This is a genomic window from Psychrobacter sp. TWR1-1-1, from assembly GCF_049895865.1.
GTDB lineage: Bacteria > Pseudomonadota > Gammaproteobacteria > Pseudomonadales > Moraxellaceae > Psychrobacter > Psychrobacter immobilis_A.
In genome coordinates, this window is sequence record NZ_JAFCTE010000006.1 from 117,214 (window position 1) to 143,247 (window position 26,034).

Sequence of the window (26,034 nt, forward strand, 5' to 3'; positions counted from 1 at the left end):
AAGACGCCGTTGCTGTTTGTACTATTTGAATATGAAACAAGTAGTGCCTAGCAGCTTCGATCAAAAGGTATATATGATAATTATGATGGGTACTATCCCACTAAACAAAAAATAGTGTGACCGTCAAGGGTTAACACGGATGACACACAGACAAGGAGCAGGTTATGTCTGAATTAAAAAAATCGTTAGGGACGCTAGATATTATCGCCTTAGCATTCGGTGCTATGGTAGGTTGGGGCTGGGTAGTCTTGGCTGGTGGTTGGATTTTATCTGCGGGGACTTGGGGCGCAATGCTGGCGTTCTTGATAGGCGGCTTGGCAGTGATACTGATTGGTGTAACTTATGCCGAGCTTGCCGCATCGATGCCGATTACGGGCGGTGAGCATACCTATACGCATAGAGCGCTGGGGGTAAATGTCTCCTTTATCTGCTCATGGAGTATTCTATTTGGGTATTTTTCGGTGGTCGCGTTTGAGGCGGTTGCCTTGCCGACAGTCGTAGAGTATTTTATCCCCAATTACAATCAAGGGTATCTCTGGACCATCGCTGGTTGGGATGTTTATGCCACTTGGGTGGGCGTTGGGATGCTAGGCTCAGTCATCGTCACTTGGCTAAATATCCGCGGTATGGAAGTCAGTGCCTGGTTTCAAAAGACGGCCGTATTGGGCATCTTATTTGTTGGTACGTTGCTGTTCATTGGCGCAGTCATGTTTAATCCTGAAGGCTCAAACTCAGTACAAGCACCTGCATTTATCGGTGGTATTGGCGGTATGATGGCCGTTATTGTCATGGTGCCGTTTATGTTTGTCGGCTTTGACGTTATTCCGCAAGCGGCAGAAGAAATTGATCTGACTCGTCCTAATATTGGTAAATTTTTGATTTTATCGATTGTCGTTGCGGTAATGTGGTATGTGGGTATCGCTTGGAGTGTTGGCACGACCTTGCCACTCTTACAAGCCGAAAACTCAACGCTCGCCACTGCTGATGCGATGACCAATGCTTGGCATGGCAAGTGGGCAGGTATTTTATTAGTCATTGGCGGTGTGCTTGGTATTTTATCAAGTTGGAATGCCTTCTTGATTGGTGGTAGCCGCCTACTTTATGCCATGTCAAAAGCACGTATGTTGCCCGCCTTTTTAAGCAAGCTGCATCCAAAGTATAAGACGCCGTCGAATGCGATTTTATTGATTGGTGGCTTGGCGACACTAGCACCTTTGTTTGGTCGTAAAATGCTGGTGTGGATCGTAGATGCTGGTGGCTTTGGTATCGTTATTGCTTATACCTGTGTCGCTATCTCATTCTTAGTACTCCGCTACCGCGAGCCTGATATGGTACGCCCATTTAGAATACCAGCAGGTAAGCTCGTTGGCATGGTCACGATTGCGCTAAGTTTTGGAATACTCATGCTGTATATGCCAGGTATGCCATCCGCGCTAACCCCTATCGAGTGGTGGATTTTCTTTGGCTGGACAGTCTTAGGTATTGCGTTATATGGTTATGCAAGGGTGAAATATCCAGGTATTAGCGAGTCAATTATGGCAGAAGAGCTACGTGAATTAAAAATCGTCAATCAATTATGGTTAAAAGATAATCCACCTAAGCAATAGTTTTTTCGATGGGTTATTTTTAATAAAATTGTCCTACAAAAAAAGCCTAACAGTCAATGTTAGGCTTTTTATTTTTCTAAAAATGACTCTATCGATTACGACTTATCACGAATCAATTTATAATTTAAAAACTCAGTAATACCAAGAGTGCCAAGCTCGCGACCAAATCCTGAGCGTTTAACGCCGCCAAACGGGGTATTGGCTTCGCTACCAGAAGGCGCATTGATAGTGACCATACCGACTTCTAATTTGTCAGCAATCTCAGCGGCTAGCGCAGCATCTTGCGTTTGGATAGAAGCGCCAAGTCCGAAAGGCACATCATTAGCTATCTTGATGGCATGATCGATATCACAAGCTTTGTAGACGACCGCCACAGGACCAAATAGCTCCTCACGATAAACATCCATAGACTCAGTTACATCTGTCAATACCGCAGGCTTAAACCACGCACCCGGCTTGTCTTTGACCATGCCCATGCCGCCTTCGACCAATACGGTCGCGCCTGCTTGAATGGCGCTATCGAGCTGTTCTTGCAAGTTAACTGCGGCTGCCTTTGAAGACATTGGACCAATGAAAGTATCTTCATTAAGTGGATCAGCGAGTGCCATATTGCTTACGGCATTAGTAAACCCTTCAACGAATTTATCATACACAGATTCGACGACGATAAGGCGTTTGGCAGCATTACACGCTTGTCCTGTATTGCCAAAACGACCAGAAATAGCCCCTTTTATAGCTTGTTCGATATCCGCATCAGCTGCAACGATAAAGGCGTCTGAGCCGCCAAGCTCTAGCACGACTTTTTTCAGCGCGCCGCCTGCTATTTTAGCAACCGCTTGCCCAGCTCGCTCAGAGCCTGTTAGCGAAACGCCTTGTACGCGGCTGTCTTCGATGATAGTCGCTGCTTGCTCATTGGTGGCAAACACATTGTTATAGACACCCTCAGGTAAGCCAGCATCTTTTAGGATATCAGCGATGGCTTCTGCAGTCTTAGGACATTGCGGTGCATGCTTTAGAATAACGGTATTGCCTGCCATAAAGTTTGGCGCGACAAAACGTGCCACTTGATAGTGCGGGTAGTTCCACGGCATGATACCTAATAGAGCGCCCACAGGACGTTTCTCTACCGAAGCTGACCCTGAGTCAACATCAATGGTACTAGGTGCTAGTAGCTGCTCAGCGTTGTCTGCATAATAGCGATAGATATCGGCAACTAGACCGATTTCACCTTTTGCTTGTGCAACGGGCTTGCCCATCTCGTTGGCGACGATACGAGCCAGCTCGTCTTGACGTTCAAGATAGATATCGGCAATTTTATGAAGTATGGCACTGCGCTCATCCAATGAAACCTGACGCCAGTCTTGATAAGCGGTATCGGCTTGTGCAATAGCGTTCTGGATGTCCTGCTTAGTTGCCGTAGGGTAGGTGGCTTCTACTTCGCCAGTGGCTGGGTTATTAACTTGATAATCGCTCATAGCTATGTCCTTTTTTAAAATATTATTGGGTTCAAAATCCATTTGGGTCTATATTTTTATGCGTGTGTTTTTAATTGATGATTTTAGTTAATGCTTTTAATTGATGATTTTGGCTGCTGCTGAGTAATACAGTGAATATTACCACCGCCAAAGACAATCTCCTTTGTGCGTACTCCCACTACCTGATGCTGAGGAAATACTTTTTCAAGCTGCTCGATGGCTAATGAATCATTTTTATCATCATATTGCGGTACGATGATAGCCTCATTACAAATTAAAAAATTGGCATACGAGGCGATACAAACATCACCAGTCTGACGCGCCTTGGCATCGTCAGATTGTTCAATATCATAGTTCTCAGGTAAAGTAACAGATTGCTCGGTACAGCAAAGCTTATGGACTTTTAGGCGGCGACCTTTGGCATCGGTCATATTAGATAGCTGTTTATAGGCTTTTTGCGTTGCTTCATAAAATGGATGCTTAGAATCATCAGTGTATAAACAAACCACTTCACCAGGGCGCGCAAAGCAGGCAATATCATCAATATGACCAGTGGTTTCGTCAGGATCGATACCGTCATCAATCCACAGTACTTTTTGCACATTAAGATAGGCTTTTAACTTGTCTTCAATTTGATCTTCGGTCAGGTGCGGGTTACGCCCAGGGCTGAGCAGACACATACGTGTGGTCAGAACCGTGCCTTCACCATCGACATGAAATGCACCGCCTTCCATCACAAAGTCATCCGTTCGATAGCGTTTGATATCTAGATGGTCACATAAGCGTTCAGCCAGCTTATCATCGTCATCCCACGGCGAGTATAGCCCGTCATAGTTGCCGCCCCATGCATTGAATGTCCAATCACAAGCGCGTAGCTCACCTTTATCATTGATTAAAAATGTCGGGACGGTATCACGCGCCCAAGCATCGTTGCTGGGCATGGATATGACGTCGATATCAGCAGGTAGACTATCGCGGCATGATTGGTAATTATCAGGATTGACCAATATGCCAACCTCACAAAATCTGTTGATTGCCAATGCGACATCAGCATAAGATTTCTGAGCAGGAGCGGCTTGCTGTCGCCAGTTATCAGTACGGTATGGCCATACCATCCATATTTTTTGTATAGGCTCAAATTCTGCTGGCATGTAAAAGCCGTCTTGTTGTGGTGTCGTATCAGTCAGTAATATGGACATAAAATCACCTTATCGCACTCAAGCGACTATAAAAATAGTGAGAGTCAGTTAAAAATATAGAGACCGTATTATCCATGAGTTAGCAACGTGCCATACATCGATGGACGACGATCACGGAAAACGCCCCATTGCTGACGTTCGATAGCCAGTTGATCTAAGTCAAAAGTCGTACTAAGTATCTGTTCTTTATCTTTAGATGCTTCTTGGATGATCTCACCGCGACCATCCGTGATAAAAGAGCCACCATAGAATTGCATGGTGCTGTCGTTGCCATTTTGGCTGATGGTTTCAGTGCCAATACGATTGGCTGCTACGACTGGCATGAGATTAGCGGCAGCATGACCTTGCATACAGCGTTGCCAATGGCCTTTTGAGTCGATGTCCAATGTTGGCTCATTACCAATCGCAGTCGGATAAAACAGTATTTCTGCACCCATTAATGCCATGCTACGAGCACACTCAGGGAACCATTGATCCCAGCAAATACCGACACCGATTTTGGCATATTTGGTTTGCCAAACCTTAAATCCTGTATCACCAGGGGTAAAGTAGAATTTTTCGGCATAAGGAATGCCATCTGGTATATGCGTTTTACGATAAGTGCCAAGTATCTCGCCATCGGCATCAATCACGGTCACGCTATTAAAAAAGGTATTGCCTGATTTTTCATAAAAGCTAATCGGCAATACTACCTCTAAGTCTTTAGCCAACTGTTTGAAGTGATTGATGGCCGCATTATCCTCAACTGTGGTCGCAAGGGTAAAGTAATCAAAGTCATGAACTTGGCAGAAGTAAGGCGTTTCAAACAACTCTTGTAGCAAAATGATATTGGCACCAGCGTTGGCGGCTTTGGTGACCAACTCAGTCGCAGTGGCAATATTTTGTTGTATATCCCAACCACATGCCATTTGAGTCGTAGCAACGGTAACATTTCGCATGATTAAATCCTTATCGTATTTATTAGTGAGTACCATATAAAAGGCTTGTTTTTATTGACTAACGAATAATTTCTCATTGCCCGTTAGTCAATGATTACAATAATAGCGTTAAGGTTGGCTTAAGCCATCATATAACCCAATCCTAAGAAGGTGACGACGGATAAACCCGCACCGAGCATGGCATAGGGGAACTGGGTAAAAGCGTGCTGCATGGGGGAGCAGCCAGCGCCTTGCGCGGCAAGTAGCGATGAATCACTAAAGAAACAAGCATGGCTACCAAATGATGATGCTGATAACAATGCGCCAATCATAAGAGGAGTGCTAACGCCTAGTGCAATAGAGATTGGAAAGACAATCGGCATGGCAAGGACATACAGCCCCCAGCTTGATGATGTGGCAAAAGTTAAGAAAGCCATGACGGCAAAGATGACGGCAGGGAAAATAATAATCGTCATATAAGGCGTGATAGCTTCAATCACATATGAGGTCATGCCAAGCTCATCATTGATGGCTTTTAAGAAAAAACCGCCGATGACAGTTGAGAGCGGATAAAGCATGACTTTAAAGCCTTTAAAGATGGCTTCAACTTGCGTCTCAAAACTTAAAATGCCTTGCATCCAATAGACAACGACGGTCACAAAACAGGTCAATAATGCACCGCGTAAGAGATCGATTTCGAAGTAGACCGTCGAGACAATTAACAAAATCATTGGGAAAGCGAAGTTTGCGATATTGGCTTTGAACGATAGCTTGCGTTTGGCTTGGACGTTTGAGATCAGTTGCTCTTCGACAAATGCTTCAGGAACAGGATTACCCGCTTTGGCGCGTGCCTCGGCTTTTTTCATCGGTCCCCAGTCACCCAAAATGCCATAGGCGACCAAGAATACAATCAAAAGTGCAAACCAAGCATACGCCATATAAGGAATCGCGCTGATATAAAGCCCAATACCTTCACCATCGCCAGCCACGCCGTTTTCTTCTAAAAGACCGGCAAAATAGACCGCCCAAGTAGAAATAGGCACGATAATACACATCGGTGCGGCGGTTGAATCGACGATATAAGCAAGCTTCTCACGAGAAACGTTATAGACGTCAGTGAGTTTTTTGACGGAGGTTGATACGGCTAGACAGTTTAAATAATCATCGATAAAAACCACCACGCCCAAAGCAAAGGTGGCCAATAATGACTGACGGCGCGACTTAATGATTTTTTGTAGCCATTCACTAAAGCCATCTAGACACCCACTGATCTCAAGCAGTTGAATGAGACCGCCCATCAGACCGCAGACCAGAACAATCCAAATAATGGTCTCATTCCCCAGCACCATCGACATGTTGTCTGCAAAAGGGGAGACCAAATCAAAAGGATTGAGCATCACGAGGCCAGCGACACAGCCTGCGATCATGGATTCGAATGGTCGCCTAGAGACAATGGCAGTGACTAATACTAGTAATGTTGGTAGTAAAGATAAGGCGCCCCAAGATTGGTCTGGGGCACGGCTGGTAGATAGCCAAGCAAAAGCCAGATAGATAACGACGGCTACTATGACGGTGAGAAATACTCGCTTATTATGATACTGTCCTTCGACCGCATCATTTAGCTTCATGTTCATATTTACGCTCCCTGTAAAACCTCATTGTTTTTTTAAACAAGCTCTATTCTATGGTTGACGCGCGACAGACAGTAGCGAATCAACTGTCTATCGGGCCCTATCACAACAATCCGTTGCTATGATAGATCACTGTAACGACCGCTTTTAAAATAAAAACACCTTAGTCAATGTTTATTATTCAAAGCTTTTATGCGTTTACATGCCAGTGGTATCTTTTAGCGCATACCACCATGAGCCCATAACCGAGTAAGGGACTCGCAGCGCTCGACCACCTGGGAACGGAATCCAAGGAATTTGTGCAAAAGCATCGAACTCTTTAGTTTTACCATTGATGGCATCGGCTAATATTTGTCCAAATAGATGCGAGCCTGTCACGCCATGACCACTATACCCATGGGCGAAATATACTCGCTCATGTAGTTTGCCCATTTGTGGTACGCGGGAAAAAGACAACGCAAAGTTCCCACTCCACGCATAGTCGATTTTTACATCACGTAACTCTGGAAAAATTTTCGTCATATTTGGTCTAATTTTAGCTGTGATGTCGGCGGGGTCTTGACCACCGTAGACTGTACCACCGCCGAATAACATGCGCTTGTCTGCTGAGAGGCGATAGTAATCCAAAATGTAGCGGACATCTTCGACACAAACATCGGTTGGCAGTAACTGGTCTGCTAAATCACCCAGCGGCTCGGTGGCGATAATTTGCGTCGATACAGGCATAACACGGTCAGTCAGTTTAGGGATAACTTTATTGAGATAGGCATTGCCGCATAGCACCGCTTGCTTACAAGTCACGGTGCCAAACTCGGTGATGACTTTGATAGCATCGTCAGCATACTCAATATCAACCACTAAGGTGTTTTCATAAATGGTGCCGCCGCCTTGCTCAATGGCCGCTGCCTCACCTAGGGCAAGATTCAATGGATGGACGTGTCCACCGGAGTGATCGATGACTCCGCCCACATAGGCATCTGATTTTATATGCTCTTGGATACCGCGCTTATCGAGCATCTCTCTATCATGCATACCATGGCTCTCCCACAGTGCATGCGTTTCTTGTAAATCTTTTAGCTGCCCATTATTTAATGCCGCAAAGATGTTTTTTTCTTTGAGATCACAGCTGATATCGTAGTCTCTAACAAAACGACGAATGATTTTGCCACCGCGGGTCACGAGCTGACCGACGAAGTCTGCATTTTCTTGACCATAAGACTTTTTGATTTTTTGTAGGCTCGCATTTAGACCATTGACAATTTGACCGCCATTACGCCCTGATGCGCCCCAACCAATTTGCGCGCCTTCCAGTACCACGACTTCATGGTCGGTTTCAATGAGATGCAGGGCCGTGGATAAACCGCTATAGCCGCCGCCAACCACACAGATCTCCACTTGGATGTCATTCTTTAGTGTTGGTCTATCCGGCTTAGGATTACGACTGGCTGCATAATAGCTATCAGGATATTGTCCTTTGTCTGAATAATGCGGAATATTACGCGTGTTATTCGAGGATAGGTTTTGGTTCGTTGCTGCATTGCCGTTTAAATTGCTACTTGAGTTGCTATTTGACATATCAAACATCCTGTAAATAGGTGAGGTATTCAAGGTTGGTCACTTGCTGAGCAAAGCGTTTGGCTTCTTGCTTTTTGACCGCGATCAACAGCTCAATCATCTCGCTTGGGAACAGCGAATCAATTACATCACTGCTTTCAAATTTGCGGATGGCGGACAGCCAGTCAAGTGGCAAGGTCTTAAGCTCTGCTTCGTCGTAAGTAATACTATTAATGGGTTCTGGCGCTTCTAGCTTGTTTTCGATGCCATACAGCATACCTGCCAGGACCGCACTACAGACCAGATAAGGATTGGCGTCTGCCCCAGAGACACGGTGCTCGATACGGCGTGCTTTTGAGTCACCACCAGGAATACGTACTGCCGCCGTGCGGTTTTCATAACCCCATGACACATTGTTTGGCGCTAGCGTACCGGGTGTGAAGCGGCGATAAGAATTCACATGTGGGGCAAATAACAATGTGCAATCTGACATGGTCTTTAACAATCCGGCGACTGCATGGCGCAAGATATCTGAGCCTTCATCTGACCCATCATCGAAGACATTATTGCCGTCTTTATCTAATAAGCTGCAATGCACATGAAAACCATTCCCCGACTGTAGACCAAAAGGTTTTGCCATGAATGTCGCGGTGAGTTTACGGCGAGCAGCGACGGCTTTGACGACCTGTTTGAACAAAATCGCATCGTCAGCGGCTTTTAGTGGATCGTCTACGTGTAATAAATTAATCTCAAACTGACCACAGCCATTCTCTGCCAACGCGGCATCTGCTGGGATATCGAGCTTTTTGCACTGTGCATAAACTTCGTCTAAAAATTCATCGAATTGTAATAGATCATTGATACTCAAAATTGAGGTTTTATTCAGTCTTAGCCCGCTTTTGGGGCGGATAGGTGGTCTTGGGGTTTCGCCTTCAGTATAGTCAACCAAATAAAATTCCAGCTCAGTGGCCATCACTGGAGTCAAACCAAGCGCTTTGAATTTTTTGCCAATGTAATCCAAAACGTGTCTGGCATCACCGTAATAAGGTTCGTTATTTTCTGTATAAAGCCAAACGGGCAATAGCGATGAAGGCGCGCTGGTGTTGAGAAGTGGGTAGGCGGCACGACCAGTAGGACGGGCAATGGCATCTATATCGCCATTACATTGAGAAGACTCGATGACATCAGCACCCCAAATATCAACGCCCAAAATAGATAAAGGCAATCGTATCGCACCGTTTTCTGCTTTTTCCATTTGATTGAAAGGGATGCGCTTACCACGAAGTAAGCCATTAATATCACCTGCCGCAACATAAACGTATTCTGTGTTGTTTGCAGATTCGACCATTCCATTGGTTGTCGTCATGTCTATTCTTCCTATGAATTTTTAGAATTACTGGGATTATTGTCAATACGGATACTGCTGGCGCATCGTCTTTTAGTGATATTTATAACCAATGCTTGGTAAAACAGCGATTGATTACCTCTTATTTAAACAGTCTCTATGTGTCTCTTTAGGTTTCTCTTTATATTTCTCAAAACCGATTTTATTAATAATATGAATTCTTTAGATTTCGCTGTTCTTAGCCCTTAACATCGAGATATAAACGTCAACCCTTGTTTAATGTCTCGCTGATGACTTCCAATATAGGTGTGAAAAATATAGTTGTCAATTTTTATTTAAAATTATCTCAAATTAATGCATTTATTCGATTTTATTATTAATATCGGTAATATTGAAATTTATAGTTTACATTTTATGAGATGCTGTGTTAAATTTTAGCTAAATAAAGGATTGAACAATATAGACGATGAGGTCTATTTGTTATAACTAGGGAAGACGGTATGAAAAATTCTAGACCTATTATTGCTATTGTTTCTTGTCATAAGATGGTTGATGGGCAGCCAGCACAAGCGGTGTATCAAAAATATGTCGATGCCGTGAATTTTTATGGTGGCAATCCCATACTGCTGCCAAACACTGCTGCCGATAGCGAAAACTTTGAAGCGCTACTGAATATCGCAGATGGGATTTTGTTAACGGGCAGTTATAGTAACGTGGCACCAACGCGTTATGGCGCGACGCACATCGAAGCGAAACAAGACTTGGGTCGTGATGAGCTGAGCTTTAAATTGTTGGATTATGCAGACAAGACTGGCACTCCATTACTAGCGGTTTGCCGAGGTTTGCAAGAGATGAATGTGCATTTTGGTGGCACGCTACATCCTGATTGGCGGGAAGTAGAGAGGTTTTATGAGCCACATTTAGAGGACAATACTCAGCCACTTGAAGTGCAGTATCAGCCAGTTCATGACGTGATTATTCAACCAAATGGCAGGCTTGCCGCCTTTGGTGAAAAATGGCACGTTAACTCGCTACATAAACAAGCAATCCATAAAGTAGGCGCGCGTTTATCAGTTGAGGCTCTAGCGCCTGATGGTTTGGTCGAAGCCATCAGCTTGTTGCAACATCCATTTATGATTGGTGTACAATGGCATCCTGAGTTAAATTATGCACAAGACGACTTGTCCAAATTTCTATTCACGGAATTCATTCACTATGCCAGCAAACCCCAAACTGAATAGCACTACTGAAGGCAATGTAGACAATGCCAGCACTGATATTGATATTAATAACGGCATTGACGCTGATGTTGCCAGCGATAAGGCGGCTGATATCGGTACAGATGACGACATCAGTGGTGATGATGAAGATGAGCTGACAGACTCTGAGACAGCGATGTCAGCCGAAAATGACGAGTCGCCAGAAGAGGATATCGGTAAAAAGATCAATCAGCTGCGTCTCGCAAAAGGCTACTCGCAACGTAAGCTTGCGAAATTGTCGGGATTAACCAATACTTCTATTAGCTCCATTGAGCGCAATAAAGTCAGTCCAGCAGTGAATACGCTAAAGGCAATTTTGGCGGTATTGGGTTCTGATTTGACCACGTTTTTTAGTGATGAATGGAAGGAACCAAAGGCGAGAGTTGTAGTAACGCCAAAGGATTTGTTGGAGCTGAGCGAACCGAGTAGCAGAGTGTCACTAAGACAGGTATATAACTGTAGTACCACCAAGAATTTGGGTTTTTTGATTGAAGTGTATCAACCGAACAGCTCAACGGAAGAAAAAATCGCCCACGAAGGTGAAGAGATTGGCACCGTTATTGAAGGCAAAATTCTTATCCGTATCGATGAGACGACGTATCTCTTAAACCAAGGGGATAGCTACGTGATTGATACCATTCGCCCGCATACTTTTATCAACCCTACTGATGGCGTGACTCGCATTGTTAGTGCGCACACCCCGACGACTTATTAGGTGAGCATTTTAATAGCCATTTAAGTTGATGTTTAAATAGCCATGGTGATTTCACGCGCTGCTTCTAAAAATAGAAGCCGCGTTTTTTTTGTATGAAATAAGTCATTGTGAAAACACGCCCTAGCAGGCTGTTAGATATTAATCTGAGTAATAAAGTGGTAGGCTTACAGGTCTTTATGATCTTGAAGCGTTTCTGAGTCAGTAAGCGGATTTGAGGTGCTTATCGCTTTAGGTTTTTCTTTGATAAGCTTTACTTTGGTTTGTTTATCGGCTGGTGCAAGCGGGACATAAGCAGACTCAGGCTTCTTACTAGTGGGTTTAGAGGATTTTTTTAGCGTCTTGTTAATTCTTTTGACAGCAGCGGCATCGCTTGCAGCTTGTTCCTCTGCGAGTGAGTCGTCATATAAACCTTGGTAGACAGCGAGGGTTTCTTCAATCATCTCACGCATGGTGAATTTATTGGTCATTTCAGGGCGTGTGATGCTTTCTAATTGATTTCTCACGGCTTTACATAGCGCATTGGCATTGTATTTTTTGACCAGCCCTTGAGGATATAGCGGTTGTAAAATCTCACTAAATGCGGCCTGATCCCAACCAATAACGGGTGTACCTAAATGAATCGCTTGTAAGGCGTTGATGCCGATTGATTCAGGCTCATTCGCAAGCGCCATGACGATATTGGCGGCTGAGAGCCATTCACGCATGTCATTACGTTTGCTGCCTACATAAGTAATGCGCTCAGACAGTCCAAGCGTATTGCTGCGTTGGCGAAAATCTTCATGCGCCACATCACCTTCGCGGTAATCATCGTCCATAATAATGACGTGAATATTGGGAAATTGTTCTTGGAGATTACCCAAGATATCAATCAGCCATTCTTGCCCATATTCATTGCCAATAATGGTCGGAAAAACCAACCATTTTTTGTGTTCAAGTTCAGGATATTCGGCAAAGGTATGGCGCAGCCAATACACAGAAGGGTTGTGTCGATACGGATAACGGCGCGTATCGACACCACGATAAATACGCTTAATAACTTTGGGTTCTAAATCCTCACGGCGCAGGCCTTTTTTTAGATAATTGGTGACGCTATCAGAGACCGTGATGATGGTATCGACATCAAGCAGCGCTTGTGAGTATTTATTAATCGGATAAAAACCATACATGGTTGACACTAGCTTTGGTATCCGCTTGACGCGGGCGCGGCGCAATGCCAAATGCAGTATCCATGCAGGTGTGCGTGAGTGCACATGGATCACGTCAGGATCGTACTCTTCAATTAAACGCCGCAGCGCCGTGACTTGTAGTAACGACAGCCAAGACTTTTTATTCATATGCAGCTGATGATAGTTATTGCCATCACGCTTGAGGCGTTTGACCAGATCATTATCTTCATCGGCGCTAGAGACGATGATGGATGTATGGCCGTTTTTGACCAATGCGCGCCCAAGATGAAAAATACCGCGCTCGGATTCATCATGCTTTAAAGACGATAATAAGCGCATAACTTTCATAATGGCATTGGTGACCAGTTGATAATAACAAGTGGCTATTGTCAGTTAAAAGCCGCCAAAACTCAACCATCAAGATAAAAAGATAAGGTTATATGGTCGAGTTTCTAAGAGAGAGACGCATAAAGGCTTGAATCGAAGGATAAAAGTCATTAGCGACGTTTCTGTAAATGCTCAGCATTGGGAAGTACTTGTTTTTCGCTTAAGTATTTCCAATAGCGCTGCGGCAAGTATTGCTTATGCAAACGTGGGTTTTTACGCTCTTTGATATTGACGTTGGTAAAGTAACCTTGCCAAAATTTTTGATAGCGCTGCTCATCCTCGCTATGAATGCTGGCAGGATTGCGCAGCACGGCATTATCTAAATCAGTGATGGTTTGCAGGGCAGCGGGGCGTTTAGGCGTACTTTTGCTTTTATCATAATAAATGCCATAGCCACGGGACAAATCATAAATCGCCCAGTGTTGGTCTTGGTAGCGCTGACGAAAATGCTCGCCAATCAAAGGCAAGACATTAAAATCAGGCTCCACTCGCGCAAAATAGATATCGTTAGTAGTATGCTCAAAACGTACAAAGGCTTCCATACGATGTTTCTCACGACCAACAGACTTGACCGTTTGCACCAGCTCTAAGACATTGAGATTACCCAAGTCTTCCATAATATGGCGGCTAGGATAATCGATGGCATATTTGACCACTTGAAATAGAGTCGTACCGATATTGTCTTTTTCGGATAAAAATCCCCAGAGAATATTGCGCATACCTGAACGACCTAATAACTTATGCAGCTTGGTGAGTACGCGTTCGGCATTGTCTTCATCAGTAGTAACGCTAGTCGCTTGTGCGATTAATGAAGGTACATAGCAGTCTTGAGCGATTAACTGTAGAGAATCATCGTTTTGCAGTTTATTGGCATAGACATAAAATACCGCACTCAGCCAACCCTCAAAAATTGGCTCATAAAGCACGATGCTGGGCGTTAAGTGACCGACAACGAAGTCATTATTTTGCAGCAGTTGTGACATCTATATTCCTATTTAAAATAGCTCCAATTAAAACCGTACTCATTAAAACCGCACTTATCAAAACAGCGCCATTTGCCCATTACGCTGGTCTTTATACTTGGTCTGAGTCTGTGCCAATACATATTGCCGGAAGTTATCACGCGTTAAATGCGCTAAATGTTCGTTTTTACCAGTCGTTGCGATAAAGTATTTGGCGCGATTGACCGCCGCGCCCATCTTTTTCAGATGATAAAGCGTCAACTGATTAAACTTGCGCGCCTTTACTATTTTTTTAGCCGTCTTAGTACCAATGCCCGGGATACGCACAATCATCTCATAGCTTGCGGTTTGAATATTGACCGGAAAATGCTCACGGTGTCGGATTGCCCAAGCCAGTTTTGGGTCGCAGTCCAAATCCAAAAATGGCGAGTCTGGTTCAACGATTTCATGCGCACCAAAACCATAAAAACGCATCAGCCAATCCGCTTGATACAGACGGTTTTCACGTATCATCGGCACTGGCGTTCCAATCGCTGGCAAGCGACTGTCGGACAACATCGGTACATAGCCAGAGTAGTAAACGCGTTTTAAATCATACTGTTTATAAAAATGACTCGATAACTGAATTACTTGCAAGTCAGTCTCGTTACTCGCGCCAACAATCATCTGACTGGTTTGACCTGCTGGTACAAATTTCGGCGCTTTTTTATGCGTTTTACGGCTCTCTTTGATCGTAATAATTTCAGTTTTAACCGTTTCCATCGGTGCTTTTAATTCATCATGTGATTTTTCTGGGGCGAGCAGTGCTAGACCTGATTTGGTCGGAATCTCGATATTAACGCTTAAGCGGTCAGCATACAGACCAGCTTCTAATAGCAGCTCTTTAGATGCACCCGGAATGGTCTTTAAATGGATATAGCCATTAAAGCATTCACGTGTCCGCAATATCTTAGCGACCTCAACCAGTCGCTCTATCGTATAATCGCCACTTTTAAAGATACCTGAGCTCAGAAACAACCCTTCGATATAATTACGACGATAAAAATGCATGGTTAAATCAACGACTTCCTCAACACTAAAAGCCGCGCGCGGAGTGTCATTGCTTTTACGCGAGGTGCAATAAGCGCAGTCGTAAATACAATGATTGGTTAAGAGGATTTTTAACAAGCTGACGCAGCGACCATCTTCAGTGTAGCTGTGACAAATACCAGTTGCAGAAGCATCGCCCAGGCCACCGCCTTGGTTTTTGCGCGTGCCACTCGATGATGAGCAAGAAACATCATATTTAGCAGCATCCGCTAAAATATTGAGCTTGCCTTGTAGTCGTTCATAATTGATGGTGGCCATAAGATTACCAATTCATTTATTAGCTATTATTTTAGCAAATTGGCTTGTAAGTCACTGGAATTATTGAAGAAATATTGATTTAATGCGACAACTGTTGTCGTGCTATTTATGAGATTTTTTAATTATGAGAGCAGGGATTAGGCAACGTTTGAACCACTTCCTCTGAGAAGTGGTTTTTGATAATCAGACGTCCTTTTTCATCGAACTCAGCATCGTACTTGGGATAAATCGCAGATTCACTATTGCCATGAGTTGAAGGTAAAGCTACCTCTTTATCGGAGAAAAAATGACGGGCAACCCAGAGCTTTTGGTCATTGTTATACTCAACACTACACTGACTTTTTGTATCAAAGTCAAAGTATAGGTCAAAATTTTGTTTTTTATCCCCACGACCAAATAGTATATTAGTGCCGCATGGACTACCACAGCCGATATAGACATGATAAGTATCTTTATCGATTCTTTTGAGCGAAGTATGGTTCCAGCCGTAGCCACCCATGTCATCCATAAGCACGGTTTCTATCACTTCGCCATTATTTAATGTTTCGCTTTTAAGGATGTAACCATCATCACAATATTCATTATCGTTCTTAGTTATATATGCAGTACAAATTTTCGACATATAAAAGCTAGCATCAAATTCTGGTTCGGCAGCTTCAGCCCAAGATATAGAACTCAAAATACAACCGTAAATAATAAAAACCAATGTAGAGAGAGGAGTAAATTTATACATGGAAATAATGACCGGATATTTGTTTTGAGTTAATAGCACTATAGCAAAAGGTTGGTTGTTAAGGAATGAGGTACGCTCATCAAAAAGGTCTTGCTGACTAAGAAATTAGCCGGCAAGACCTTTTATTAATTTTAAGATTTATTAAATAACAATACTTTCAAATCTAAACTTTAAAATCTAATTTTCACTGAACTTTCGCACGTATAACAACCGTTTGCGGTGCATTAGCAGGAAGGTCAACCAAGTTCCATTTGAGTCCAGAGTAATTTTCTTTGATAACTACAGTGTTGCCAACTTGTTGGATAGTCTGATAACTGTCGCCGCCTGTTGTCGCAAGCGTTGGTAGTGGGCTATTCAATGATACCAATTGCACGCCATTTGGCAGTGACACCATGGCATTGATGTCAGTGACGGGTTGTGCCGTGGTATTGGTATAAGTGGTGTGGTATTCGATGATGTCGCCAGGTGCGATATGGTTCGCAGGTACAGCCACTTCGCGACCATCTTTGTTTTTTAATATTTTCATCACTTTGGTTTGTGCATTCACCACGTCAGGCGTACTAAAGGTCGGTGTAAGTTGCAGAGCATCTAAAGACGTAGATACTATTTGCGTCGTTGCAGGTTGGTTCGTCACGATGGTTGTCGTTGGCGTATTGATGACTGGCAATTGGGTAGCCGTCGTCACAGGCAATACTTGTGTCACGCTAGTCGTCGGCACGGCTATGACATCAACGTTGCTGGTTTGATTGGTCATCTGGTTAGTCACAGGTACGCTCGTAACTGTGGTGCTGCCTTGGGTGACGACCGTATTGTTCGCACCATTACTGGCGACTTGGCGAACCGTATAGCGTGGAACGTTAGTTACTTGAGTCACCGCATAAGGCATGCCGTCTTGCATAGTGATGCCGTGAGGTGTCGCTGTAATGGTCGCGGTTTTACCGTCAGAATACTGCTCAACGACGGTAGTGCTACTACCAGCAGACGAAGTGATGGCGATCTCAGGCGCAGCATGTGCGGTAGATACCGTCAATAAAGCGCCTGCTAAGATTGTTGGAATAGCAGTGCTTAACACGCTTTTTTTGACGAGGCTCTGCTGGGTAAACGCCTTCTTATTTATAGTCAGTAACGCTGGCATATCGATGTATATGGTCATAATAGATTCCTTTAAAATAACAGTAAATAAAGCCGCTAATGTAGTAGCAGAAAGCAAAGCGTAAAAAATAACGCTTAGAAAACAAAACCTAGAAAAGAAAAACCCCCGTCAAATGAGCATGTAAACCATGTCAAATAACGAGGGTAAAGATACTAATGATAGCCAACGTTCGCTATCTCTCCATCATTATTTTAGTCAGTTGCTAAGCACTGATGTCTAATGCTTATAATGAGATACTTGTAATAAGACATTTGTAATAGTCACAAGGCTCAGTATCTATACTCGAGCAATTATGCGCTAAAACAAACAGACTAAAAAAGCAGCGTTGTGTAACTTCTGCTCTATTCATAATGAGGTTGTGTACTACTTTCTACGCTCATTTGCTAAGCAAATTTCTAGCTTGTTCGCGTTAAAATACTGCTGTCATCAAAAGCTTTTTATCAAAGAATTACTATCAAAGGCTTTCTATCCAGATATTTATCAAATCAGGAAAATTAGTCGTAAATCACTTTCATAATTTCGTATTCGACCACGCCTTTTGGCGTTTCAATACGTGCTTCATCGCCTTCAGACTTACCAATCAAACCACGTGCGATCGGTGAATTGACTGAGATTTTACCCGCTTTAAAGTCTGCTTCGTCATCACCAACGATTTTGTATTGTTTTTCTTCTCCGGTGTCCATGTTTTCGATAACGACGCTCACGCCGAATATCACACGACCATCTTTTGGCAATGTTGCAGGATCAATCACTTGCGCGCCGCCAAGTTTGGCTTCGATATCGCGGATACGCGCTTCACAAAAACCTTGCTGTTCGCGAGCAGCATGATATTCAGCATTTTCTTTTAAATCGCCGTGTTCACGAGCTTCAGCGATAGAAGCAGTGATGCGTGGACGGTCGATACTTTTTAACTGTTTTAATTCGGCTTCTAGAGCCGCATGTCCTTGCGGAGTCATGGGATAACGTTGCATGTTTTTTCCTTAAACCAATAACACCACACCATCTCCTACTCTTAGTGAATAGTGAGATGGTGTCAGTGTTGTTGCAATGAGTATGTGAAGATATAAAAAGAATGAGGTTTAGACTGCGTAACAACTAAACACGCGCTTATCTGTGAGCATGGATACACTGACAAACAAAGCACTTTAACCTTACGTAATAAAAAGCATAGTCGCAGTTTAGCCACTATGCTTTTTAGGTCTATCTTTTTAAAACTTTATTTTTTTAAAGTACTGCTTTTTTAAGCCGTACGTTTTTTTAAAGCCCTATTGTTATATAAAAATCGATAACAAGTTTTGCATCCGCTGTTAAACGAGCGTTGCCGTTATGCTTAATCTACTGAAATTATGCTGCTAAGTCAATAGAGCTAAGCAATAGTCTTTGCTTGTTCATGCAAATCTTGTAGCTTATAGACCTCAAACGGTAGGTCAATGGCATAAGATTTACAAACCGCGTCTGCCGCCCCTAAAGTCGTCACATAAAACACTTTACCTTGCAGGGCACTACGGCGGATAGAGAATGAATCCTCTTGTGCCTGTTTGCCTTCAGTGGTATTGATAATAAGGTCGATTTTACCATTTTTCAAGGCATCGACGATGTGCGGTCGACCTTCGGTAACTTTATTGATTTGCTTGCACTCAATACCGGCGTCGCTCAATATTTTTTGCGTACCAGTGGTTGATACAATGTTAAAACCAAAGTCAACAAGCTGGCGAGCGATAGGGGCGATTTGTGCTTTGTCACTATCACGTACTGAGATAAAAACAGTTTTGGTTTCGCCTTCGGTCGGTAGACCTGGCAGACGCTCATTACTACCGATAATGGCTTTATAAAATGCTTCGCCAAATGTTTTACCGACGCCCATTACTTCACCTGTTGATTTCATCTCAGGGCTCAAGATTGGATCAACTCCAGGGAACTTAGCAAACGGGAATACCGCTTCTTTGACCGCGAAAAATGCCGGAACGATTTCAGTGGTAAAGCCTTGGTCTTTTAGTGAGGTGCCAGCCATGCAGCGTGCCGCGATTTGCGCTAAAGAAGTACCGATACATTTAGAGACAAACGGCACGGTACGGGCAGCGCGAGGGTTCACTTCTAAGATATAAATCGTTTCACCTTTTACGGCAAACTGTACGTTCATTAAGCCGACAACACCAAGCTCTTTTGCCATGGCGACCGTTTGCGCGCGCATCACATCGCACAGCTCATCAGATAGCGAGTAAGGTGGCAATGAACAGGCTGAGTCGCCAGAGTGCACGCCTGCTTGTTCGATATGCTGCATGATACCGCCAATCACGACGTCTGTACCGTCGCTAACACAATCGACATCGACTTCGATCGCATCGTCTAAGAAGCGGTCTAATAGTACGGGCGCTTCGTTCGATGCTTGTACCGCCGTACGCAAGTAGTGTCTTAGCTCGTCTTCGTTATAGACAATTTCCATCGCGCGACCACCAAGTACATATGATGGGCGTACAACTAGCGGATAGCCAACGTCTTTTGCCTTGACCAAACCATCTTCTAAGCTAGTCGCTAAAGCATTGGTTGGTTGAATAAGGTTCAATTGCTGAATCATATGTTGGAAGCGCTCGCGATCTTCAGCACGGTCAATCGCATCAGGGCTAGTACCGATGATTTTGACACCAGCAGCTTCAAGGGCACGGGCCAGTTTTAATGGTGTTTGACCACCAAACTGCACAATCACACCATCAGGATTTTCGATACGGACGATTTCAAGGACGTCTTCTAGCGTAATTGGCTCAAAATACAGACGGTCTGAGGTGTCATAGTCGGTTGAAACGGTTTCAGGGTTACAGTTGACCATGATGGTCTCGTAGCCGTCTTCGCGCATAGCAAGGGCTGCGTGTACACAGCAATAGTCAAACTCGATACCTTGACCGATACGGTTAGGCCCGCCACCGATAACCATGATTTTCTTGTTATTCGTTGGGTTGGCTTCACATTCGCTATCGTAGGTTGAGTACATATAGGCGGTGCTGGTGGCAAATTCTGCCGCGCAGGTATCGACGCGCTTATAGACTGGATAGACGTTTAAGTCCCAACGCTTTTTACGTAGTTGCTTTTGTGAGACACCAAGGAGTTTTGCTAAACGCAAATCTGATAAACCTTTACGCTTAAAGCTGCGTAAGTTCTTCTCAGTTAAACCACCAAAACCCAATGCTTTCACCGTTGCTTCAGTTTTCACGATATCTTCGATTTGTACCAAGAACCATGGGTCGATTTTGGTTAGGTTAAATACTTCATCGACGCTCATACCGATACGGAAAGCATCGGCAATATAATAAATACGTTCAGGCGTTGGAATGGTTAAGCGATTGGTGATTTCGCTACGTGCCTTTTCAATGCTAACTTTCGATAAGTCAATTTGCTCATCAAAACCATCATTGCCAGTTTCCATACCACGTAATGCTTTTTGCATCGACTCTTGGAAGTTACGACCAATCGCCATCACTTCACCAACCGATTTCATTTGGGTTGATAAAACACTATCTGCTTGTGGGAACTTTTCAAAGTTAAAACGTGGAATTTTTGTGACCACATAATCAAGCGCAGGCTCAAAGCTGGCTGGCGTTTTGCCACCTGTAATGTCATTTTGCAATTCATCTAGCGTGTAACCAATGGCTAATTTCGCCGCGATTTTAGCAATCGGGAAGCCAGTGGCTTTTGACGCCAATGCTGATGAGCGTGATACGCGTGGGTTCATTTCGATGACAACCATGCGACCCGTATCAGGGTTAATACCGAACTGAACGTTTGAGCCGCCTGTTTCAACGCCGATTTCACGCAGTACTGCCAATGAGGCATTACGCATGATTTGGTATTCTTTGTCGGTCAAAGTTTGTGCTGGTGCAACCGTGATTGAGTCGCCGGTATGTACACCCATTGGATCAAAGTTCTCAATCGCACAAATGATGATGCAGTTGTCGTTTTTGTCACGAACCACTTCCATCTCGTATTCTTTCCAACCGATTAACGATTCATCGATAAGCAACTGATGGTTTGGTGATAAGTCGAAGCCGCGCTCACAGATTTCAATAAACTCATCGCGGTTATAAGCGATACCGCCACCTGAACCACCCATGGTGAACGACGGACGAATAATACACGGATAGCCCATTTTTTCTTGGGTCGCAAATGCTTCTTCCATGGTCTCAGCGGTTTCAGCGCGTGGACATTCAAGACCGATACGCTTCATTGCTTTATCGAACAAGTTGCGATCTTCTGCCATCTCGATAGAGTCTTTGGTCGCGCCAATCAATTCGCAGTTGTACTTGGTCAAGACGCCGTGTTTGTCTAATTCTAAGGCACAGTTCAGCGCCGTCTGACCACCCATGGTTGGCAAGATTGCGTCAGGGCGTTCTTTGGCAATGATTTGCTCAACGGTCTGCCAAGTAATTGGCTCAATATAAGTCGCGTCCGCCATGGTAGGGTCAGTCATGATAGTCGCAGGGTTTGAGTTGACCAAGATGACGCGGTAGCCTTCTTCTTTTAGCGCTTTACAGGCCTGTGCGCCCGAATAATCAAACTCACATGCTTGACCGATGACGATAGGACCTGCGCCTATGATAAGAATGCTTTTTATGTCGATACGTTTTGGCATAGTTAGGGCTACCTTCGTTAGTATGATATTTTAATTGATTTATATTCGGCTAAAATCGTATTTGAACAGTGCTATATTTTAATAAAGCAACACTTTAATAAAACGATATTTTGCGTGGCTCAGCTTAAACCATCATGCGTGATCTAAGCTGTATAACGAATACTTACTGCTTGCTAATGACTGATACTTAAAAGCTGATTAACTGCTTAAGCTTTAGACTTTGCCATCATATCTGCAAACTTATCAAACAGTGGCGCGCAGTCATGCGGACCTGGGCTGGCTTCTGGGTGACCTTGGAAGCTAAAGACCGGCTTATTAGTTAGCTCGATACCTTGGTTGGTACCGTCAAATAGTGAGCGATGGGTCGATTTAACATTAGCAGGCAGCGTGTCTTCATCAACCGCAAAGCCATGATTTTGACTGGTAATCATAACTGTGCCAGTCGCTAAATCTTGAACTGGATGGTTGGCACCGTGATGACCGGTTTTCATTTTAATGGTGTTTGCACCGCTAGCTAGACCAATCAACTGATGACCTAAACAGATACCAAAGGTTGGCACATCAGTTTTTTCAATGATATGACGTACGGCATCGATAGCATAGTCGCAGGCTGCAGGGTCGCCAGGACCGTTTGATAAAAAGATACCATCTGGGTTCATCGCCAGCACATCTGCGATAGGCGTTTGTGCAGGAACGACGGTTACATGACAGCCGCGGTCAACCAGCATACGCAAGATATTGGTTTTGCTACCGAAGTCATAAGCGACGACATTGTATTTTGCTTCGATATGCGTACCTAGTTGCTTGAAAAATCCGCCTGTACCGCTATCATGACTGCCAATGGCATCACGGTTAAGTAGGGTATCTGATAAATCCCACGTACCTGCTGTCCATTCGAACGTCTCTTTAGTACAGCATTCTTTTGCCAAGTCCATGCCTTCGATACCAGCAAACTCTTGTGCCAATTTGATGGCTTGTTGCTCGTCAGCAGCGCTGATTGTCTCGCCGTCTGAGGCGGTCATAATACAGCCATTTTGTGCGCCTTTATTACGTAGTAGACGAGTCAATTGACGGGTATCAATCTCAGCGATTGCGACGGTATCGTTACGTGATAAATAGTCGCTCAGTGATTCTGAGTTACGGAAGTTTGAGGTGACCATGGTGGCATCACGGATGATAAGACCGTCGGCCCATACTTGATGACCATTGCCAGACTCAGTGTCCTCGCTATTGGTACCAGTATTGCCGATGTGCGGATAGGTTAGGGTGACCAGCTGGCGCGCATAACTTGGGTCGGTTAGGATTTCTTGGTACCCTGTCATGGCTGTATTAAACACCACCTCACCGACACGATGACCGAGACTGCCGATACTCACACCGCGAAAAATCGTACCGTCTGCTAATGCCAAAATTGCTTGTATTTCTGCCGATGAATTCAAGGGTTGCCTCCGCTGTTATTGGTGAGTGCCATGATTTTCATGATTAAATGTTAGATTAGAAATGGTTTTTTGTATCGCAAAAATTACTATTAATGGATACTAAAAAACAGCTAAACCCAAAATTTTTCCACAAAAAAGCGAGAAGACATTATTGATGGAAACTACAAAACCCACTAGATAGTGAATAGGTAACTTGCATCATGTCCGCTCGCTTAGGCACAGATTTTGCGCATTATATACAATCTGCCCGCAGATAGCCAGCCGATTTTTAGATTGAAAAGTATGCCTTTAATTATTAGCCATTAATAGCGCTGGATTTTCCCTTTTGGCTTTGCCACAATGGACAGCAAATCGAGATATCTGGTTTTCATGATTGGTTTTCATGACTAATTTTCATGATTGACCTATTTCATTACTATATATAACAAGGAGCCGTTATGATTTATCAATATTTAGACAAGGTGCCCGAATTCGCGGTACCTTTTAATGGTTGGGTCGCAGACTCAGCACGAGTGATAGGTGATGTCTATTTGGGTCATCAAGCTAACGTATGGTTTGGGGCAGTGATTCGCGGTGATAATGAGCGCATTCATATCGGTGATTATAGCAATGTGCAAGAAAACAGTGTCATTCATACTGATGCAGGTATTGAGGTCAAAATCGGCAACTATGTCACCATTGGTCATTTAGCGATGCTGCACGGCTGCGAAGTTGGTGATAATAGCTTGATTGGTATTGGGGCAGTGGTATTGAATAATGCCAAGATTGGTAAAAATTGCATTATTGGTGCTAAGGCATTGGTTACTGAAGGCAAAGAGATTCCAGACAACTCACTCGTCATGGGTGCGCCTGCAAAGGTGGTCAAAACCTTAACGGACGAGCAAGCAGCGATGTTGAAATTATCAGCGATGCATTATGCGGAGCGTTGTCAAAAATTTAAAACGGGCTTAACAGAAGTAGCCATGCCTGATTAAGCAAAAATTTATAAAGAATCCATGAATTGTCTGATATTGATCTGTTGTTTTTATATGAATCAGGCAAACCATCCTTACATAGAGGCTTTTTATGCTAACAATTTATGCCATGAGCATCATGACTAGCCAAATAATGGCAAAAATGATAATACCAATAATCAGTCCACGAAAAATATCGTGGCGTATAGAGTAGTCATTAAGGTAAGCGTTATGATTGGTTGTTTCGTTGATGTTGAGCGCATTGACGCTTTCAGCGCCAGCATTTTTACCAACGATAAAACCCATGATTGCGCCTACGACCAACATAAATGGGGTGAATAACCAAAAAACGTCGCCATTACCTATACCAGCTATTGAGCGAATAACCACGATAGCAAGATCGATCAGTAAACCACCAACTCCGTACATGACACCATTTAAGAGCGCATACAGTATACGGTCGAAAGGTGATTGATAGCTTTTACCCAGCTGACGTTGTCTGATTTCTCTGATCGAACGGGCAGGGCGACGCGTTTTACTTGGCAAGACAGTTTTGACATCAGGCGCTTCCATGCGATTCTCTATTTTTATGATGAAGTAAGCAAAACAGATACTAGGGCGCATCACCATTTTCAGCCCATTTAGGCGCTTTCGTTCAGAGTGAGGACACGCCCTAACCACAAGTTATATAAATAAATTTACCATAATTTTGTTTGGTAAGCAGTAGCATTCACGAAAAATTATTGAGAAATTTTTTCATATCATTATCTATCTCCAAAGCGGAAGTTATTAAAAACCAGTTGTATTTCTGTCTTTCAACAAACAATAATAAGGTCTCATTATGCAGGCAACACAAGTACAACTTTCTCCAAAAGAGCTGGCACTTTTTGATTTAGATCATACTTTGCTCGACGTCGATAGCGACTATTTATGGGGCGAGTATATCGTCAAACACGACCTCGTCGATGAAGCGCAATATCGAACGGCCAATCAAAAGTTTTACCAAGACTATATCGAAGGTACGCTTGATGCGACGGAATATAATGAATTTGTGGCGCAGTTTTTAAGTAGCTTGCCAATGGATAGATTGCATGAGCTACGAGAAGACTATATTAAAAGTGAAATTGAGCCGCACATACGCCCAAGAGCGATGGAAGTGCTTTGTCAGCATGTTGAAAAAGGTCATGAGGTGGTGATTATTTCTGCGACCAATGATTTTGTAGTATCAGCCATTGCCAAGCGTTTTGGTATCGAAGGTGCCAATGTGCTATCAACGCCGCTTGAGATAAAAAATGAGCGCTATACGGGTAAACTTACCGACAAGCCAAACTTTAAAGAGGGTAAGATTTATCATCTTAATAAATGGATAGATAAGCAAAAATCAGCGGGTGTTGAGTTTGATAAAACTTATGCTTATTCAGATTCCAAAAATGACATTCCGCTGCTTGAGTGGGCGGATGTGGCTATTTGTGTGTCACCTGATGACGCGCTGCATGCGCATGCGTTAGCCCATTGCTGGGCGGTTGAGGATTGGTCGATTTAGGCTATTTAACGTTATTTAATATAAAGCC

At 43.7% G+C, this 26,034-nt stretch carries 20 protein-coding genes; 5 read left to right on the forward strand and 15 right to left on the reverse strand.

Going from position 1 to position 26,034, the window contains the following annotated elements; genetic code table 11:
* The first annotated feature begins 164 nt into the window (after window positions 1–164).
* Window positions 165–1,607 carry an APC family permease gene (locus ACP69U_RS07910; protein ID WP_045445480.1) on the forward strand — a complete coding sequence of 481 codons (1,443 nt, stop codon included), beginning with the start codon at window positions 165–167 and terminating at the stop codon, window positions 1,605–1,607.
* 95 nt (window positions 1,608–1,702) lie between these two features.
* Here ACP69U_RS07910 and ACP69U_RS07915 read toward each other — a convergent pair whose 3' ends face one another.
* From ACP69U_RS07915 to ACP69U_RS07940, 6 genes are all read right to left on the reverse strand, one after another.
* Window positions 1,703–3,082 carry an NAD-dependent succinate-semialdehyde dehydrogenase gene (locus ACP69U_RS07915; RefSeq protein WP_314884711.1) on the reverse strand — a complete coding sequence of 460 codons (1,380 nt, stop codon included), beginning with the start codon at window positions 3,080–3,082 and terminating at the stop codon, window positions 1,703–1,705.
* Between the two features lie 83 nt (window positions 3,083–3,165).
* The gene (aguA, locus tag ACP69U_RS07920) at window positions 3,166–4,281 is read right to left on the reverse strand and encodes an agmatine deiminase (RefSeq protein ID WP_087813751.1); all 1,116 of its coding nucleotides are present in this window, start codon (window positions 4,279–4,281) and stop codon (window positions 3,166–3,168) included.
* 68 nt (window positions 4,282–4,349) lie between these two features.
* Window positions 4,350–5,219: an N-carbamoylputrescine amidase gene (gene aguB, locus ACP69U_RS07925; protein WP_087813752.1), complete on the reverse strand. Its 870-nt coding sequence runs from the start codon at window positions 5,217–5,219 to the stop codon at window positions 4,350–4,352.
* 119 nt (window positions 5,220–5,338) lie between these two features.
* Entirely contained in the window at window positions 5,339–6,832 is a 1,494-nt protein-coding gene (locus ACP69U_RS07930) for a Na+/H+ antiporter NhaC family protein (RefSeq protein ID WP_020443104.1), read from the reverse strand.
* Between the two features lie 195 nt (window positions 6,833–7,027).
* The gene (locus tag ACP69U_RS07935) at window positions 7,028–8,404 is read right to left on the reverse strand and encodes an NAD(P)/FAD-dependent oxidoreductase (RefSeq protein WP_426138253.1); all 1,377 of its coding nucleotides are present in this window, start codon (window positions 8,402–8,404) and stop codon (window positions 7,028–7,030) included.
* Window position 8,405: 1 nt separating this feature from the next.
* Window positions 8,406–9,749: a glutamine synthetase family protein gene (locus ACP69U_RS07940; RefSeq protein ID WP_087813753.1), complete on the reverse strand. Its 1,344-nt coding sequence runs from the start codon at window positions 9,747–9,749 to the stop codon at window positions 8,406–8,408.
* A gap of 479 nt (window positions 9,750–10,228) precedes the next feature.
* Between ACP69U_RS07940 and ACP69U_RS07945 the strand changes: the two genes are divergently transcribed.
* Together ACP69U_RS07945 and ACP69U_RS07950 are read left to right on the forward strand one after the other, a co-directional pair.
* Window positions 10,229–10,969, forward strand: coding sequence for a gamma-glutamyl-gamma-aminobutyrate hydrolase family protein (locus ACP69U_RS07945; protein WP_087813754.1), 741 nt, complete (start codon window positions 10,229–10,231; stop codon window positions 10,967–10,969).
* Window positions 10,944–11,702: a cupin domain-containing protein gene (locus ACP69U_RS07950; protein WP_087813755.1), complete on the forward strand. Its 759-nt coding sequence runs from the start codon at window positions 10,944–10,946 to the stop codon at window positions 11,700–11,702. Before ACP69U_RS07945 ends, ACP69U_RS07950 begins: the two co-directional genes overlap by 26 nt.
* A gap of 164 nt (window positions 11,703–11,866) precedes the next feature.
* On the opposite strand, the gene ACP69U_RS07955 is transcribed toward ACP69U_RS07950, so the two are convergent.
* From ACP69U_RS07955 to carA, 8 genes are all read right to left on the reverse strand, one after another.
* Complete coding sequence (locus tag ACP69U_RS07955; RefSeq protein WP_426138254.1) at window positions 11,867–13,216, reverse strand: glycosyltransferase; 1,350 nt, start codon at window positions 13,214–13,216, stop codon at window positions 11,867–11,869.
* 149 nt (window positions 13,217–13,365) lie between these two features.
* Window positions 13,366–14,238, reverse strand: a complete 873-nt coding sequence (locus ACP69U_RS07960) for a TIGR03915 family putative DNA repair protein (RefSeq protein WP_314884705.1) — start codon at window positions 14,236–14,238, stop codon at window positions 13,366–13,368.
* A 57-nt stretch (window positions 14,239–14,295) separates the two neighbouring features.
* The gene (locus tag ACP69U_RS07965) at window positions 14,296–15,564 is read right to left on the reverse strand and encodes a putative DNA modification/repair radical SAM protein (RefSeq protein WP_087813757.1); all 1,269 of its coding nucleotides are present in this window, start codon (window positions 15,562–15,564) and stop codon (window positions 14,296–14,298) included.
* A gap of 118 nt (window positions 15,565–15,682) precedes the next feature.
* Complete coding sequence (locus ACP69U_RS07970) at window positions 15,683–16,297, reverse strand: hypothetical protein (protein WP_140412957.1); 615 nt, start codon at window positions 16,295–16,297, stop codon at window positions 15,683–15,685.
* Window positions 16,298–16,481: 184 nt separating this feature from the next.
* A complete protein-coding gene (locus ACP69U_RS07975) occupies window positions 16,482–17,450 on the reverse strand; it encodes a hypothetical protein (protein ID WP_314884703.1) in 969 nt (322 codons plus the stop codon).
* A gap of 494 nt (window positions 17,451–17,944) precedes the next feature.
* Window positions 17,945–18,421 carry a transcription elongation factor GreA gene (greA, locus tag ACP69U_RS07980; protein WP_045445504.1) on the reverse strand — a complete coding sequence of 159 codons (477 nt, stop codon included), beginning with the start codon at window positions 18,419–18,421 and terminating at the stop codon, window positions 17,945–17,947.
* Window positions 18,422–18,816: 395 nt separating this feature from the next.
* On the reverse strand, window positions 18,817–22,071 hold the full coding sequence (carB, locus tag ACP69U_RS07985) for a carbamoyl-phosphate synthase large subunit (protein ID WP_426138255.1): 3,255 nt from the start codon (window positions 22,069–22,071) through the stop codon (window positions 18,817–18,819).
* A gap of 206 nt (window positions 22,072–22,277) precedes the next feature.
* Window positions 22,278–23,510: a glutamine-hydrolyzing carbamoyl-phosphate synthase small subunit gene (gene carA, locus ACP69U_RS07990; RefSeq protein ID WP_087813761.1), complete on the reverse strand. Its 1,233-nt coding sequence runs from the start codon at window positions 23,508–23,510 to the stop codon at window positions 22,278–22,280.
* A gap of 437 nt (window positions 23,511–23,947) precedes the next feature.
* Here carA and ACP69U_RS07995 point away from each other — a divergent pair, with 437 nt between their 5' ends.
* The gene (locus ACP69U_RS07995) at window positions 23,948–24,484 is read left to right on the forward strand and encodes a gamma carbonic anhydrase family protein (RefSeq protein ID WP_087813762.1); all 537 of its coding nucleotides are present in this window, start codon (window positions 23,948–23,950) and stop codon (window positions 24,482–24,484) included.
* 102 nt (window positions 24,485–24,586) lie between these two features.
* On the opposite strand, the gene ACP69U_RS08000 is transcribed toward ACP69U_RS07995, so the two are convergent.
* A complete protein-coding gene (locus ACP69U_RS08000) occupies window positions 24,587–25,036 on the reverse strand; it encodes a hypothetical protein (RefSeq protein WP_087813763.1) in 450 nt (149 codons plus the stop codon).
* Window positions 25,037–25,304: 268 nt separating this feature from the next.
* Between ACP69U_RS08000 and ACP69U_RS08005 the strand changes: the two genes are divergently transcribed.
* Complete coding sequence (locus tag ACP69U_RS08005) at window positions 25,305–26,006, forward strand: HAD family hydrolase (RefSeq protein ID WP_087813764.1); 702 nt, start codon at window positions 25,305–25,307, stop codon at window positions 26,004–26,006.
* Window positions 26,007–26,034: the final 28 nt, after the last annotated feature.